A 13,119-nucleotide genomic window follows, 5' to 3' on the forward strand; every position below is an offset into this window, starting at 1 on the left:
GAAATCATCATGACTCAACCACGCCCATTACCAAAAGGACAAACACCGGCCAGATTAAATGCCCGGGGTATCGATTTTTCTGATTATCAAAAAATCGACTACCGCGTCAATCGTAAAGGTGAAGACTGCGTCGAAGTCTGCTGCTCACTGGCAGCGCACCTCGATGAACTCGCCTGCGAAAAACTCGCCGCCGGACATCAACTGAGCGCCTGCCGATTCTCATATAAAGCAGCGGCTTTATACCGAATTGCCCATTACGGGCTGCTAGAATTTGATGAAGAGAAAGCAGCGTTATATCAGAAAGAATTAGACATTTTCTCCCGGGCACTGGCGCTCGATAACCGCTTTAGCGCAGAAAGAACCGAAATTCCCTACAAAAACGGGCAATTGGTCGGCTGGCTGATGAAGCCATTGAATTGTAGCGATGATGTCCCCGTTGTAATTGCAACCGGGGGCATAACCGGCTTTAAAGAAGAAGTCCATTATGTGATTACCCATTTTCTCGAACGGGGAATCGCGGTCTTAAATATTGACGGTCCGGGACAAGGAGAAACTTTCTACCAATATAACATCAGTGTTGAACCCGAATCAGAACAAGCCCATGAGGTGATGATTGATTACTTGCTCAATCGCGATGACGTCGGCAACGATATTGCTCTATATGGTTTATGTATGGGCGGATTATTAATGGCCAGAACCGCAGCGGTACATCAGGATAAGGTCAAAGCGATTATCTCGATGGGTGGCGGCTATGAGCTGTCAAGCTGCATCAAAGAACATCCTCAATTTGAAGCGGTATTTGCCTATCGTGGCAATATAGCCATTGCCGATGTCCATCCATTTATCGATCGTTTCGCCATGAATACACTGTCCACGACCATTGATTGTCCGCTGTTGATCATTCACAACCGCCCGGACTTTTTAATTCCGTCATCGAACGTTAAGCGCATTTATGAAGAAGCAACCACCACCGATAAACAACAGGTCTTCTTTAAAGGTGCGGAACACAATGCACATAATGCCAATGCAGAAGCTTGCGCGCTGGCTGCCGACTGGCTGGTGGAACGATTACTCAATCGTCAGGAAACCAGTGATGCTCCGGCACAAGCCAGACAAGCCGATTTAGTGGCTGGATAACCAATGAACATAGGATGAGCCTATTCGCAAGGCTCATTTTTATATATCACCAATAATCCATCACATGATGCAATATCAACTGAAATCTCATCCTAGGCATGACAAAACTGTGCTACCATATAGGCATATGATTGCATAATTGTGAGTTCAATTTAATCCCTGACTCAAACTCATCTATTCTCTTTTAAGGCATCTTGATCATGATATGGGTATTTTTACCACTGATGATTGTACCTTTTCGCTGGAAGTCATTTGATATCTCACAATGGCGCTTTACGGTTTACTATCTGTTGTATGCAATCTCTTTCATGCAATTTTATCACGCTCCCCTATCACCTTACCTCGGCAGTTTCTATCTGGGCATTCCGGCAATTTGTTATGTCTCTTTTCTGTTTCCCAATTTGCAGAACTACTATCCGGAATCAGCGGTCAGAATGCTCAGTATCATGGGACTCTCGATGGCCTTTGCTGCTTTGCTTTACAGTTTGCTCATCAACGGTACTTGGCGCTAAATCATCCGCCGTTGGATCATTCTCTGCACCTGAACCATGCTCGTCTGAACTCGATGTCAATCCGGATGTTGCCTGCGTGATTTGTTTGGGGATTTGTTGAATAAAGGTTTTGATCAATTCCTGAATCAACTGATCCGATTCATCTTTCACCCGATCCAGAGTCGCCAGTTTCAGTCTGAACAGATGAATCGATGACTTCACCTTCGCCATCTGCGCCAATTGCTTCGGCGTTAGTTTCTGCTGCTGTTTCGGTGGCTTCGGTTTAAACGCTTTTTCGATTTGTCGTAAAATCTTATTCGTATCGGTCATCAGGGAGTACTCTTCAATACAGCCTACCATTGATATTAACGATTCATCCTCACGGAATATCGGTGAAACAACGGAAATATTCACTCATTTCACTGAGTATTCCGGCTCAGAAATCACATAATCAAAGCTCGTTTTATTTTTCGAGAAGATCCTATGCTCAAAATACCTTCACGTTGGCTTTTCATCCTGTTCTTCTTACTATCGGGATGTTCCGTTCAGCTCGTTGCCGACTATGATCCACAGACGATGTTGAAAATTCAGCAAATCAATAACCAAATCGACCTGCTGTACATGCAGATGTCAGTGTTACCCGCCAAAGAACGCCGTTATGACCAATTTCAGCATCAGTACTTAAATATTGATGTCGAGATTCGGGGATTTGTCCGGTTACAGAAGTGGCGAAAAATGAATGAAGAGACGTATAAACAAGCGGAAATTCTGGCCAAGCTCTGGCAACAAGACATGGCGCAGCATCAAAAGAACGGTTATCTCTCAGATTTTCTGCTCAAACGCCACCGCGCGCAGTATCAGCGGTTGCTCGACACGATCGCTCAGGGTGAACTTGCGAAAAATACCTCACATTCCTGAACATCAATCATCACTGGCCTTGACGAACTCATGGCTATGATTCACCACTGACAAAGGAGTCCTTATGCCCTTTTCTATTGATATGATCGTCGATCAGGTTGCCGCACAATTCGGGCAGTCCCCCTTAAAATCAACCATCGAAAATACGCTCAAAGCCAGCCTGAATCAAAAACAGGGAGAATTTGAGGCACTACAGACCGCATTACAAAACGGAGAGCTGACGCAAGAAGAGTTTCAAATCGAAATCGAACGGGAAAAAGCCCTCCTGACCGCAGAGATGGAAACCCTCAAGATCATCGCTAAAGCCGAGGTCCAAAAAATAGTCAATCAGGTATTTCAGGCCATAACCAGCCAATTGAAATAACCCGGCACCGATCATTGCCCATACAAGAATCATTACAGGTACGGTCAGGCAGCACAGGTACAGGAGGATAAACCATGAGACGCGTTCGAATCACTCGTATTATTTGGGTTCCGTCCGGTTACCACATCGTCCGCCGTACCGCGAACCGGACGGCAAAACCGCGTTCAAGCTCGAAGATAGCAACCTCTCACCACACGATCTCGCAGCCGCAGCAAGCGGCTGAAGCTTTGACGCGACCAACCGAGCCGGATACGCCGCTTGTTACACCATCCGAGACGCAAGTCTCACCAGAGAGCCACGCCCAAACGGGGGGCTATCAGACAGAGACAACATCGAGTGCAATTGCTTCATTTCCCGAACAATGTAACCCTTATCGTGAGTTTTTACAGCATTTACCCCACTATTTGGATGCTATGCCAACAGACACATTTGTGACGCATTCTCCTGCACAAGCGCCTCACTTATCGCCAAGTCCATCCGGTTTACCTGAAAATACCGCTCTGCCACCCCCTCCGTTGACAGAACGCCCGAGAGAACCCCGTGACACGCCGGCACAATCCTCAGACAGCGATTCAGCGCATCAATCCGATGATGAGAATGACGATGATGAAGCTCACCGACACCTGACCAAGCACAGATGGCCTATCCCACACCTCCGCCACCTAACCGGTATCCGCCATGTGTTGCGGGCATCAGCCGTTTGTAATCCTGCATCATTACCGGCAACCACCTCAGCACCGATACACACAACTTCATCAGAAAACAGTCATTACGCATCCATTCAGCCAAGTTTCTCAACATCAGAAACTTTAGGATCACTCTGTCATGACTCAACTTGGAGAAAGAGAATGAGACAATTGCTATTTCGCTTATGTGAAGCCGCTGATGGCCGTCACTTTGCTTTCCTCACTGATCAGCCAGATGTTGAAGACTTATTCGACAACGGCTACAAAGTTGCCTATAAAAGCCACGATAGGACGACCGGTAACGGTATACTGGCGCGCTGGAAAAAAGCCTACTCGGTAAAATCAGTCAATTACGAGCAGTTGCCAGAACAAGACGGTTTACCGGATGGTGTGCAAAGTGCCTTCGATATGATGATTCGCAACTTAATTCCCGGTGTTGATATTTTCTTCTGTGATTACAATTTGGCCATTGAAGCCGATTTACCCATCTGTAACCATATGATGGAACAATACCGCTCAACTGACTTTGTACTCTTTTCCTGCGAAGAGTTGATCGGTAATGATCCCACCACCCAACCTTACATGGTCTCTTATGCTGCACCTCGCTATCAAAATGGCGGTAATACCAGTAGTCAGCATCGAATTTATTGTAAAACCGACGCTTTTGCTTTTTGCCAATCCATTCATGCCATTGTGGTTCAACGAGAAAAAGATGCCCTGAGCGGTGGACATATTCGCACTGAAGTCGATAGCTATGTTGGCGAGCCACCCGTCGAAGCCGCAGTTGCCGAACAAGTCATCAATCGATTTGTCGAAGCTCTGCCGCAATACAATAGTTCAGTCAAAGCGCTGAAGGCGCCACAGACAGAATAAGTTCTGGAGAGGGTATGAAAGCAGAACGACTGTATTATGCGGCCTTAAGTGCCGCATTAATGGCAAAGGCTGAGCCGGCACTCGCCCAACAACTGGCCTACCAACTCGCTTATCTCACCGCCAACCCGAAGTTGCAAGGACACTCGGTGAGCACGCCATCACATGATGCCGCGACGGAGCAACAGCCAGTCAATGATGCGACTCAGACACATCAAGCATTTGCTTCATCGGCTCAGCAATCACCGCAACGCTGGCCGATTAATCCGCTCAACCACGTCGATTGGCTCGGTGGCGGCCGCCTGAATGAACGCTGGCTCAAACAACAGAAGTTTGCCACTGGCAAACAACCACACACGACCACACGCACAATACGTCCACCGTCTCAAGGCATCCTACCCGCCACGTCTCCCGCAGGCGAGGAACGAGTTTTTAATCGCATCAACGATGCCATCATGCGAGCATTGGTTCAGTCTGATCCTGATGCGCAGCATAAATTTGCGGTAGCACTATTTGCCTGTCTTTGTCATTACCGCTGGCCCATACCTGACGCTGAACGTGGAATCTACTGGCTGATCATGCATTCGGTCCGTTGTTACCTTTACGGCACCCGACTACAATGGGGCAAAGCGTTCGTCGATAATACAGAGGCCAGAGAGTGCCGAAATCCGATGTATCAGATCGTGTCGGAGTGCCTAAATCATCCACAACCTGAACGCTCGCAAATCGCGCTTAAGCAAGTGATGATGCAACTGAACCTGCTGCCACCGATCCTTCAGATACAATGTTTGGATCTCGGCATTGTTTATCGGGATCCCCATGCAGCCGCAACGGATAAATGCAGCGTGTTACATGATGTGCTTAATCTATCGGCACTGAATGCAGCCTTGGGGTGGTTTTGGGGGAATGATTGTTGAGCGCTGTCATTTGGTGAACAGTCGTTTGGTGAATAGTGAATGATCGACTATGACATGCTTAAAATCATCTTTGAGCATGTCATGTCGCTGAAAGCTAAATTGTGCGTCTAACTTCGATGCTGGAGGAACAACTGTTGATTGTGTCACCCTATTTCCAACTCATCACACTATCGTAGTTCTCACAGTTCTCTACAGCATCAGATGCATTGGTGATAAAAACTTGCTGCTTCTCCGAAACCGGATAACTGAGATATTCAGAACACAAGGCACTTTGACCATTACCGACAACAACTTTCGTGCCTGCCTTCAATGTACATTTCACCAACTTATCGAGTGGTGACCATTGATAACAAATCTCATAATCTTGTCTATATGTCGCTGTATTGCCTGACGGAAATTGAAATGACCACCACTGACCAAACTGACTGTGAGGATTAGTACTATTCCATGCACGATAGACTGTAACTTTACCTGTGCTTTCATAAACTTCCCCCTGACATAACTTCCCCTTCAACGGCTCACCAATGGCCTGAGCAAGCAGCGCTGAGTCTTGAACCAACTTAAATCGGCTACTTAAATCACCAGTAATGATAGTACTACCGACACAAGATGACGGTGAAACTTGTTCGGTGTTCTTCGGTTCATTCGCACACCCCTGTATCGCAATGATCAATGCACCAATTAAAATCCTTTTCATGTAAATTCACCTATATTTGATTCATAGTCGCCAAGGCATCACAGCGTCTTTTAACCAGACTGTGCCTGTATGATTTTGCAGAAGATAAAGCATTCATATTCATATTAGTCTGTTTTGGCGCACAGAACACCGGTGCTTCTGAAATCGGAGAAGTTAATTGTGCGTCAAATTTGGAGAGCCGGAGGCTGGGAGGGATATAAAAATTGAGGTGCAGTGATTTGGTACGCAATGAGTTTATTAATTTCTGTGGCATCTGATGCACGCGCCCCAGGTACTTTTGGCGTTCCAAAAGTACCCAAAAGAACGGTTTAGTTCGTGGGCGCTGGCCGGGTCGGATTGATTCGCTCCTGCTCAAGCAATCCTGAAAAATCGTCCATGATTTTTCACCCTGAGTTCAGTGACCAAATTGACGTTTTAAGCATGTTTCACCGCACGCAAATCAACCCCTCAAAAAAAGTATCCACCGGCATAGCCGGTGGTTTTTCATATGCGCCTATAAGGCTCTCCTACTGGCTGCGCCCTAGCAGGCGCGTAGTGATCTGACATTTGCATATGACTAATTCCTGCGGCCCGTAAACGGGCTACCTGAATACGGGATCGACAATTGCTCTCCCATTTTATCCTGCTCTAGTTGGTGCTTGATGTAATTTTGTATCTTGCTCGTATTCTTACCTACCGTATCTACATAATAACCTCGGCACCAAAATTCTCGATTTCTATATTTAAACTTCAAATCCCCGAATCGTTCATAAAGCATTAAGCTACTTTTACCTTTCAAATACCCCATAAACCCTGAAACACTCATTTTGGGTGGTATTTCTAAAAGCATGTGGATAGATCCGCGCAACATTCCGCTTCAAGAATGTTCACATTTTTCCATTCACATAGTTTCCTCAATATTTCACCTATTGCTCTACGTTTTTCTCCGTAGAACACTTGCCTTCTATATTTCGGTGCAAAGACTATGTGGTATTTACAGTTCCAGCGCGTGTGCGCTAAGCTCTTTTCGTCCCCCATTGGGACCCCCTTTCAATTCTTAATTAACTCTTGTAGTTGCCAGACCACAAGACGTTTTTATCAAATTGAAAGGGGTTATATAACTGACTTATAGCTGTAAGCTTTACGGAACCCCCAGCCTAGCTGGGGGTTTTCTCTATACAAGAAAACCATTCATGGAAGAATGGTTAGGCTTTTCCGGGCAGGACGCCCGTAAAAGGCGGTTCTGGACAACGTGCGACGCCGTCAAACAAAAAGATTTTCTGGTTCGTCTTTCATCTCTGAAAGATGAACTTGCGCACCGTGCACCGATGTTTCTGAAATCGAGGAACGGATTGTGCGTCAAATTTCTGGGCCGGAGGCTGGGGAGATAAAAATAATAGGCTGCTGGTTTGGTGCGCAATCACTTTCCTCGATTTCAATGGCATCTCCGAAAGCGCCCCAGGTACTTTTGCCCAGCAGCAAAAGTACCCAAAAGTGCCTTGAGTTTGAGTTCAGCGCGTGTAATCAGGGTCGGATTGATTCGCTCCTGCTCAAGCAATCCTGAAAAATCGTCCATGATTTTTCACCCTGAGTTCAGTGACCAAATTGACGTTTTAAGCATGTTTCACCGCACGCAAATCAACCCCTCAACAAAGAAAACCATTCATGGAAGAATGGTTAGTTTTTTCCGGGCAGGACGCCCGTAAAAGGCGGTTCTGGACAACGTGTGACTTCGCCAAACAAAAAGATTTTCTGGTTCGTCTTTCATCTCTGAAAGATGAACTGGCGCACCGTGCACCGATGCTTCTGAAATCGAAAAACGTAATTGTGCGTCAAATCTGGAGAGTCGGAGGCTGGGAAAAACAAACACTGATACCGTAGCTCCCTCCAATACTTTGAAATCACTCGCAAAAAATGACAAACCAAGTCTTAGAAAAGTATGAAATTCAACAACATCACTCGCGTTTTACACTGCGACGACTCGTCAACATCCCTGATACCACTTACGCTACGCAAGCACCAAAAAAACGGTGTCGGGATTGGAACACCGATAAAACTCGATAGCACATCATATGCTGAACTTGTCTCAGTGTTTTTTTATGTGTAGCCTTGATTCGCTCAAATTATGGTGAGCTGGCAAGGCAGCGTATGCTGGCCGTACTTCGAGGCGGTTGTTCCAACCTTGTTCAGCCCACCACCTAAAGATTGGAACCTTTGCGTGGTGGGGAAATTCATATTCTCGAAGAGGCTTTCCATGTCAAAAAACAACCTCGATTTACACCTGACTGCTCGCAACTGTCTGATTGATTGTCTTGTCACCAATTCGCACCCCAGTATCGATCAAAATGAACTGCGAGAGGTGCTCCTGTACCTCAATAATCTGATTACCTTTGATGAAATGAATCTGCGGAAAGAAGAAATCATGCTTGATGAGTAAACCAGAGTCTGACGCCGGGCATGTTCGAGTGCCCGGCGGCGAGTTTCTAAGCTGCCTATGCGGCAGTGAACATGAGTACAGATAAAATCAAAAGGGGAATTATTTTCTAAGCTGCCTATGCGGCAGTGAACAGAAAAAGGCATGTGCGCCTACACCGACATGCTTTCTAAGCTGCCTATGCGGCAGTGAACCGGTGGCACATCCATGGCTATTACTGGTCTAATTTCTAAGCTGCCTATGCGGCAGTGAACAAAACCCGGTCTTCGATATGCTTGCGGAGATTTTTCTAAGCTGCCTATGCGGCAGTGAACAATGAACATATCATGAAAAAATAAACGGCAGCAAGCGGTTAGCGGCAAAAACCCTTTTTTACCTTGTTAAAATCGCCCTTCTGTATCTTGCTGTTTTTATTGATTATTTTTTAGGGGCAAAAAAAGAAGGTCTAAACAACTTAAATTTTACCCTGAGCGCATCGATCAAATTGGCTTTTTGCTATGTTTCACCCAATCCAAATCAACCACTGAACAAAGAAAACCATTCCGGGAGAATGGTTAGGCTTTTCCGGGCAGGACGCCCGTAAAAGTCGGTTCTGGACAACGTGCGACACCGTCAAATAAAAAAGATTTTCTGGTTCGTCTTTCATCTCTGAAAGATGAACTGGCGCACCGTGCTCCGATGCTTCTGAAACCGAAAAACGTAATTGTGCGTCAAAATTTGGGGCCGGAGACTACTAACCCCATGCAACAGAAAATCACGCCCCACACTTCAAGCCCCCAACACCAACCGAAACCTGAGTTTTAAGAACTCAGGGAAAAACACCGAGATCCGACACCCCCAATCACTTACAGTCATCACTGTACACCACACCATCATCGATGAATCCATCATATAAGGAGCACAGATGAACGCCCAACAACTTCTCGCCTTTTTTGCCGAACATTATGATTTTCAGCGAGCCAATCAGTATCTTGCCGATCCAGAGATCCGCGCCTTCGCGAAATCCTGGCTGACGGTCGAGCTGGGGCAGACGCTGCAACAACATCATCCGAATTCACAACTCACCTATACACCACGCTATACCGCCGGCGACAACTACCTCCACTACCAAGAAAAGGCGGATCAAATTGAAGTGTGCAGTAAACGGCAGGCTTCTTACGCTGATTTCGGTATTCGACAGGAACATAAATCCGTTTGGTATGAAGTATTCTCAATGCATGAGCAACAGTTTCGTCACGCCCGTGAGCGGCAGAGAATGCACATGAATATGGCGCGAGTTACGACCTTTCAGCGCTATTTACAAGGTGATCAAGTCTGTTTACTGAGTGTCTTGTGGGGGGCTTTTAATACCCAAGATGCCGCAATGCTGGCCGAGTTTGATCATCGCACACGCTGTACCTATGCCTTGGATTCGCAGCGGGCGGGGAGCGGGCAGGTTTCGCGGTTATGTCAGATTGATAAGCAAGCCAAACCAAGACTGATTCTGGCGGCCTATATGCCTAAGTAATATGCCAAGTCATGTTCAAACTCTGTCACGTTCAAAACCAGATCATCCGCGACTGAAATGAGGAGTGCTGCCTCAATCGAATTTCTTCGCGACTTCTGCCGCTTTATTCCCCAGCTCAGAAAAATTCGCAGTCCCTTTTTCCATCACTTGCTGAGCTTGTTCGATAACCTTGATATATTTTTCATCACCGGTGGCCAACAACTGTGACAATGCCACCCCAATCGCAGTGGTACTGATCGTATTGAGGTTGCGGAGATTATCGACAGCATCCTGAACGGCAATCGCCGTTGACTGTGCAACGGACTGTTTCGCCTTGTCAGTGGTTGCTCCTTTCGACATGGTTCCTCATCAAAGCATCGCGCTAAATCAAGATAGTGCGTCAAACTGCGACGTCACTCATCATCGCTTAACCTTGTTGTAAAATCAGGGCGCAAGCGGTGGATGTTGAAGCGTTACTGATGGCTTGCATCCCCTGTTGAATCGTCACTGCATTTTGCATATGCAATCCCATGGTATCTGACATGGCAGATTCGGTCAGTTGGTTGATCATCTCATCGACCTGTTCCAGATCGGTATTTTCCTGTTTTGCCATGATGTGTTCTCCGTGGATGAAAGAGGAACGGCTGGTTTAAAGGGGATTCGCCATTCACACGCCTTGGTTTGAATGGCTGCCCCTTTTGTTGACCAATACCAATGACTAACCTTTTTCGACGATATCTTCGGCCGCACGACCCAATACCGCAGTGCCGATAGCCGTCAGTGAGTTAATCCCCTGAACCGTTGCCGATTGCATCGTGATGCCGGCCTGTTGCTGTGCCGATGTCGCATTATGGTTGAGATTCGACATCGCCAGACTCATTGCAGTGTAGAGATTCCCCATCGCATTGGCTGGAGAACTCGCCAGTACCTGCGTATTGGTCTGAGTGATTGAATCCGTAATTTGTTCGTTCACTTTTTTAGACATAATTTCCTCGTTTATACCTGCTGCTCAGGCAATACCTGCTGAAGTTGCTGATTGATTTTTTGCATTTCCTGCTCGATCTGGGTGTGAACATCTTCAAACATCTGGTTCACTTCCTGATGAACCTTTTGGATATTTTCGCCCATCTCCAATGCCTCAAATTGATCCTGATTCTGGCGAACCATTTGCTGAATCTCTTGCATCTGGTTTTCCGTGGCTTGCTGAATCTGGTTCAGTCGCTGCTCGATATCGGTGGATGATGGTTGATGACTCATTCTTGTGTTTCCTCCGGCTGTTGTTTATTCCGTTTTAAAAACTTGAATAAGTTAAAACGCTTGGTTGTTTTGGTGTCTACCGCGGTATTGTCTGATTCACCGGCATCCGGAGATAAACGATCCGAGCCATCGACAAAAATCGCGGGCTCGGCATGTGAATCTTTTCGGGGTGGCGCTGACATCGCGGGAGACTGCGTTTGCAGCAGCCGGGCACAAGCATTGGTCACCGACGCTGCGGTTGTCATTTGTGACTGTTGTTGATTGGTGATCGCGTTATACATCGACAGCCCCAACGTATCTGCCAATGTTGTTTCCAACAGGCTGGTCGGCTGGGCGGTATATACCTGCAATGTATTGAAATGTTCAATCGTCTGCTGGGGTAACTCTTGGCGCGATTCATTTTCATAGCGGGGATTCTGCTCTTGCATCATCGTCACTCCTTGATGGTTGCTGATGATCCTGATTTGCGATGAGGAAAATCAAAGATCATGACGTGGATTGAATCAGGATCTATCACTCATATCTCTTCCCTTGCATGGCTTCGATACGGGATCGTCGTATTGGTCGCAACGATTATTTGGAAGAGTCGTACAGCACGGTGGCAATTTTTTCCCCGACGACGCCAAAGTTATCCGCACCATGGGTCACGACTTTTTGAGCCTGCTCAATGATATCGGCATACTTCAAATCGCCGGTCTCTAACATCTGACTCAATGCGGAACCTATTGCCGTGGTACTGAGCGTGTTGAGGTTACGCAGGTTGTCTGTCGCATCCGATAATGCCAGTGCAGTCGATTGAGCGACCGACTGAAACGCAGAATTGAATGCACTTTGATCCGGCTCAGGAGGGCGTACAGTGTCTTTCATCCTATGCTCCTTTTAAGTACCTTTGCCGGCGAATCCGGCAAAGGTAGTGAAAGCATGATTAATCTTTCTCAATAATGCCTTCAGCGCTACGACCAACAACCGAGCCACCGATAGACATCAATGAGTTGACGCCCTGCACTGTGGCAGCCTGCATCGTAATTTGCGCTTGCTGCTGAGCAGCCGTTGCATTATGAGCAGCCGTTCCTAACGCTTGGCCGGTTGACATCAGTAAGTTACCCATTGCCATAGCAGGTGTTTCACCAACGACTTTGGTATTGACTTGTGTGACCGAGTCAGTCACTTGTTCATTTACTGGCATTGTGATTTCCTTTTACGAGTTAATTAATAAAATGGTGTTCTGCTCATGCCACTATTGGATTTTCACCATAATCGGATATCAGGCAGAACGAGTTAACACACCATGGTGTTAACCTTTTTCAATGATGCCTTCAGCACCCCGCCCAATGACGGAAGAACCGATGGCCATCAAAGAATTGACGCCCTGCACGGTCGCGGCCTGCATGGTAATTTGAGCCTGTTGTTGAGCCGCTGTTGCATTATGTGCTGCATTACTTAATGCATGGCTGGTTGACATCAGCAGGTTGCCCATTGCCATCGCGGGAGTTTCCCCGACAACTTTTGTATTTACCTGTGTTACTGAATCGGTAATTTGTTCATTCACTGGCATAATATTCTCCTACGTTCACTGAATTAGCTTTTCTTCTTGCTACTTGGTTCTAGAATGAGCTCGACACTACGACCGACAATTGCACTACCGGTACTCAGCAATGAATTGACACCCTGTACTGTCGAGGTCTGGTGGACCAAAGTTCCCTGCTGGTTCGCGCTTACACTGCTGTGCGCTGTCAGCCCCATCGCATGGCTCGTGGAAATCAGCAGATTCCCAATCGCCGCAGCCGGTGTACTGCCAACGGCTTCCGTGTTGACTTGGGTTACCGAATCGGTAACCGCATCATTTACTGGCATAGATATGCTCCTCTTAGTCATGAAAGATG

At 46.8% G+C, this 13,119-nt stretch carries 21 protein-coding genes, 1 pseudogene and 1 CRISPR repeat array; of the genes and pseudogenes, 9 read left to right on the top strand and 13 right to left on the bottom strand.

Going from position 1 to position 13,119, the window contains the following annotated elements; all coding sequences use genetic code 11:
* Positions 1 to 9 precede the first annotated feature (9 nt).
* Positions 10 to 1,137 (top strand): alpha/beta hydrolase family protein, encoded by a 1,128-nt coding sequence (locus tag MKS89_RS12685; protein ID WP_072963584.1) that lies wholly within the window; start codon positions 10 to 12, stop codon positions 1,135 to 1,137.
* 422 nt (positions 1,138 to 1,559) lie between these two features.
* Here MKS89_RS12685 and MKS89_RS12690 read toward each other — a convergent pair whose 3' ends face one another.
* Positions 1,560 to 1,958 carry a hypothetical protein gene (locus tag MKS89_RS12690; RefSeq protein WP_131814965.1) on the bottom strand — a complete coding sequence of 133 codons (399 nt, stop codon included), beginning with the start codon at positions 1,956 to 1,958 and terminating at the stop codon, positions 1,560 to 1,562.
* A gap of 153 nt (positions 1,959 to 2,111) precedes the next feature.
* Between MKS89_RS12690 and MKS89_RS12695 the strand changes: the two genes are divergently transcribed.
* The 4 genes from MKS89_RS12695 to MKS89_RS12710 all read left to right on the top strand — a co-directional run bounded on the left by MKS89_RS12695 (position 2,112) and on the right by MKS89_RS12710 (position 5,383).
* Positions 2,112 to 2,546, top strand: a complete 435-nt coding sequence (locus MKS89_RS12695; protein WP_072963578.1) for a hypothetical protein — start codon at positions 2,112 to 2,114, stop codon at positions 2,544 to 2,546.
* Between the two features lie 64 nt (positions 2,547 to 2,610).
* On the top strand, positions 2,611 to 2,910 hold the full coding sequence (locus MKS89_RS12700) for a hypothetical protein (protein WP_072963576.1): 300 nt from the start codon (positions 2,611 to 2,613) through the stop codon (positions 2,908 to 2,910).
* Positions 2,911 to 2,984: 74 nt separating this feature from the next.
* Positions 2,985 to 4,469, top strand: a complete 1,485-nt coding sequence (locus MKS89_RS12705) for a hypothetical protein (RefSeq protein ID WP_235862493.1) — start codon at positions 2,985 to 2,987, stop codon at positions 4,467 to 4,469.
* 14 nt (positions 4,470 to 4,483) lie between these two features.
* Entirely contained in the window at positions 4,484 to 5,383 is a 900-nt protein-coding gene (locus MKS89_RS12710; protein ID WP_072963573.1) for a hypothetical protein, read from the top strand.
* Positions 5,384 to 5,531: 148 nt separating this feature from the next.
* Here MKS89_RS12710 and MKS89_RS12715 read toward each other — a convergent pair whose 3' ends face one another.
* Entirely contained in the window at positions 5,532 to 6,080 is a 549-nt protein-coding gene (locus MKS89_RS12715) for a hypothetical protein (RefSeq protein WP_072963570.1), read from the bottom strand.
* A gap of 556 nt (positions 6,081 to 6,636) precedes the next feature.
* A pseudogene (gene tnpA, locus MKS89_RS12720) lies at positions 6,637 to 7,097 on the bottom strand (IS200/IS605 family transposase).
* Positions 7,098 to 7,252: 155 nt separating this feature from the next.
* Between tnpA and MKS89_RS12725 the strand changes: the two are divergent.
* Positions 7,253 to 7,450, top strand: coding sequence for a hypothetical protein (locus MKS89_RS12725; RefSeq protein WP_077316346.1), 198 nt, complete (start codon positions 7,253 to 7,255; stop codon positions 7,448 to 7,450).
* 44 nt (positions 7,451 to 7,494) lie between these two features.
* On the opposite strand, the gene MKS89_RS12730 is transcribed toward MKS89_RS12725, so the two are convergent.
* Positions 7,495 to 7,635, bottom strand: a complete 141-nt coding sequence (locus MKS89_RS12730) for a hypothetical protein (RefSeq protein WP_159439585.1) — start codon at positions 7,633 to 7,635, stop codon at positions 7,495 to 7,497.
* Positions 7,636 to 7,724: 89 nt separating this feature from the next.
* Here MKS89_RS12730 and MKS89_RS12735 point away from each other — a divergent pair, with 89 nt between their 5' ends.
* The 3 genes from MKS89_RS12735 (at position 7,725) to MKS89_RS12745 (ending at position 10,000) form a co-directional block, all read left to right on the top strand.
* The gene (locus tag MKS89_RS12735; RefSeq protein WP_072958408.1) at positions 7,725 to 7,940 is read left to right on the top strand and encodes a hypothetical protein; all 216 of its coding nucleotides are present in this window, start codon (positions 7,725 to 7,727) and stop codon (positions 7,938 to 7,940) included.
* Positions 7,941 to 8,313: 373 nt separating this feature from the next.
* Entirely contained in the window at positions 8,314 to 8,496 is a 183-nt protein-coding gene (locus tag MKS89_RS12740; RefSeq protein ID WP_072958406.1) for a hypothetical protein, read from the top strand.
* A gap of 43 nt (positions 8,497 to 8,539) precedes the next feature.
* A CRISPR array of direct repeats spans positions 8,540 to 8,807; the repeat unit is 28 nt; unit sequence TTTCTAAGCTGCCTATGCGGCAGTGAAC.
* A 590-nt stretch (positions 8,808 to 9,397) separates the two neighbouring features.
* Positions 9,398 to 10,000 carry a hypothetical protein gene (locus MKS89_RS12745; protein WP_072958404.1) on the top strand — a complete coding sequence of 201 codons (603 nt, stop codon included), beginning with the start codon at positions 9,398 to 9,400 and terminating at the stop codon, positions 9,998 to 10,000.
* Positions 10,001 to 10,072: 72 nt separating this feature from the next.
* On the opposite strand, the gene MKS89_RS12750 is transcribed toward MKS89_RS12745, so the two are convergent.
* The 9 genes from MKS89_RS12750 to MKS89_RS12790 all read right to left on the bottom strand — a co-directional run bounded on the left by MKS89_RS12750 (position 10,073) and on the right by MKS89_RS12790 (position 13,090).
* Positions 10,073 to 10,339: a RebB family R body protein gene (locus MKS89_RS12750; protein ID WP_072958402.1), complete on the bottom strand. Its 267-nt coding sequence runs from the start codon at positions 10,337 to 10,339 to the stop codon at positions 10,073 to 10,075.
* Between the two features lie 67 nt (positions 10,340 to 10,406).
* Positions 10,407 to 10,592: a RebB family R body protein gene (locus MKS89_RS12755; protein ID WP_021019364.1), complete on the bottom strand. Its 186-nt coding sequence runs from the start codon at positions 10,590 to 10,592 to the stop codon at positions 10,407 to 10,409.
* A 105-nt stretch (positions 10,593 to 10,697) separates the two neighbouring features.
* Complete coding sequence (locus MKS89_RS12760) at positions 10,698 to 10,964, bottom strand: RebB family R body protein (protein WP_021019363.1); 267 nt, start codon at positions 10,962 to 10,964, stop codon at positions 10,698 to 10,700.
* Between the two features lie 11 nt (positions 10,965 to 10,975).
* Complete coding sequence (locus MKS89_RS12765; RefSeq protein WP_072958400.1) at positions 10,976 to 11,236, bottom strand: hypothetical protein; 261 nt, start codon at positions 11,234 to 11,236, stop codon at positions 10,976 to 10,978.
* Positions 11,233 to 11,667, bottom strand: coding sequence for a RebB family R body protein (locus MKS89_RS12770; RefSeq protein ID WP_235862494.1), 435 nt, complete (start codon positions 11,665 to 11,667; stop codon positions 11,233 to 11,235). Before MKS89_RS12770 ends, MKS89_RS12765 begins: the two co-directional genes overlap by 4 nt.
* Positions 11,668 to 11,809: 142 nt before the next feature.
* The gene (locus MKS89_RS12775) at positions 11,810 to 12,103 is read right to left on the bottom strand and encodes a RebB family R body protein (protein ID WP_072958397.1); all 294 of its coding nucleotides are present in this window, start codon (positions 12,101 to 12,103) and stop codon (positions 11,810 to 11,812) included.
* A 58-nt stretch (positions 12,104 to 12,161) separates the two neighbouring features.
* Entirely contained in the window at positions 12,162 to 12,422 is a 261-nt protein-coding gene (locus tag MKS89_RS12780; protein WP_021019359.1) for a RebB family R body protein, read from the bottom strand.
* Positions 12,423 to 12,530: 108 nt separating this feature from the next.
* Positions 12,531 to 12,791 (bottom strand): RebB family R body protein, encoded by a 261-nt coding sequence (locus MKS89_RS12785; RefSeq protein ID WP_021019358.1) that lies wholly within the window; start codon positions 12,789 to 12,791, stop codon positions 12,531 to 12,533.
* 23 nt (positions 12,792 to 12,814) lie between these two features.
* Positions 12,815 to 13,090, bottom strand: coding sequence for a RebB family R body protein (locus MKS89_RS12790; RefSeq protein ID WP_072958395.1), 276 nt, complete (start codon positions 13,088 to 13,090; stop codon positions 12,815 to 12,817).
* Positions 13,091 to 13,119: the final 29 nt, after the last annotated feature.

It is taken from the genome of Vibrio gazogenes (assembly GCF_023920225.1).
In the GTDB taxonomy this organism is placed as follows: Bacteria; Pseudomonadota; Gammaproteobacteria; order Enterobacterales; family Vibrionaceae; genus Vibrio; species Vibrio gazogenes.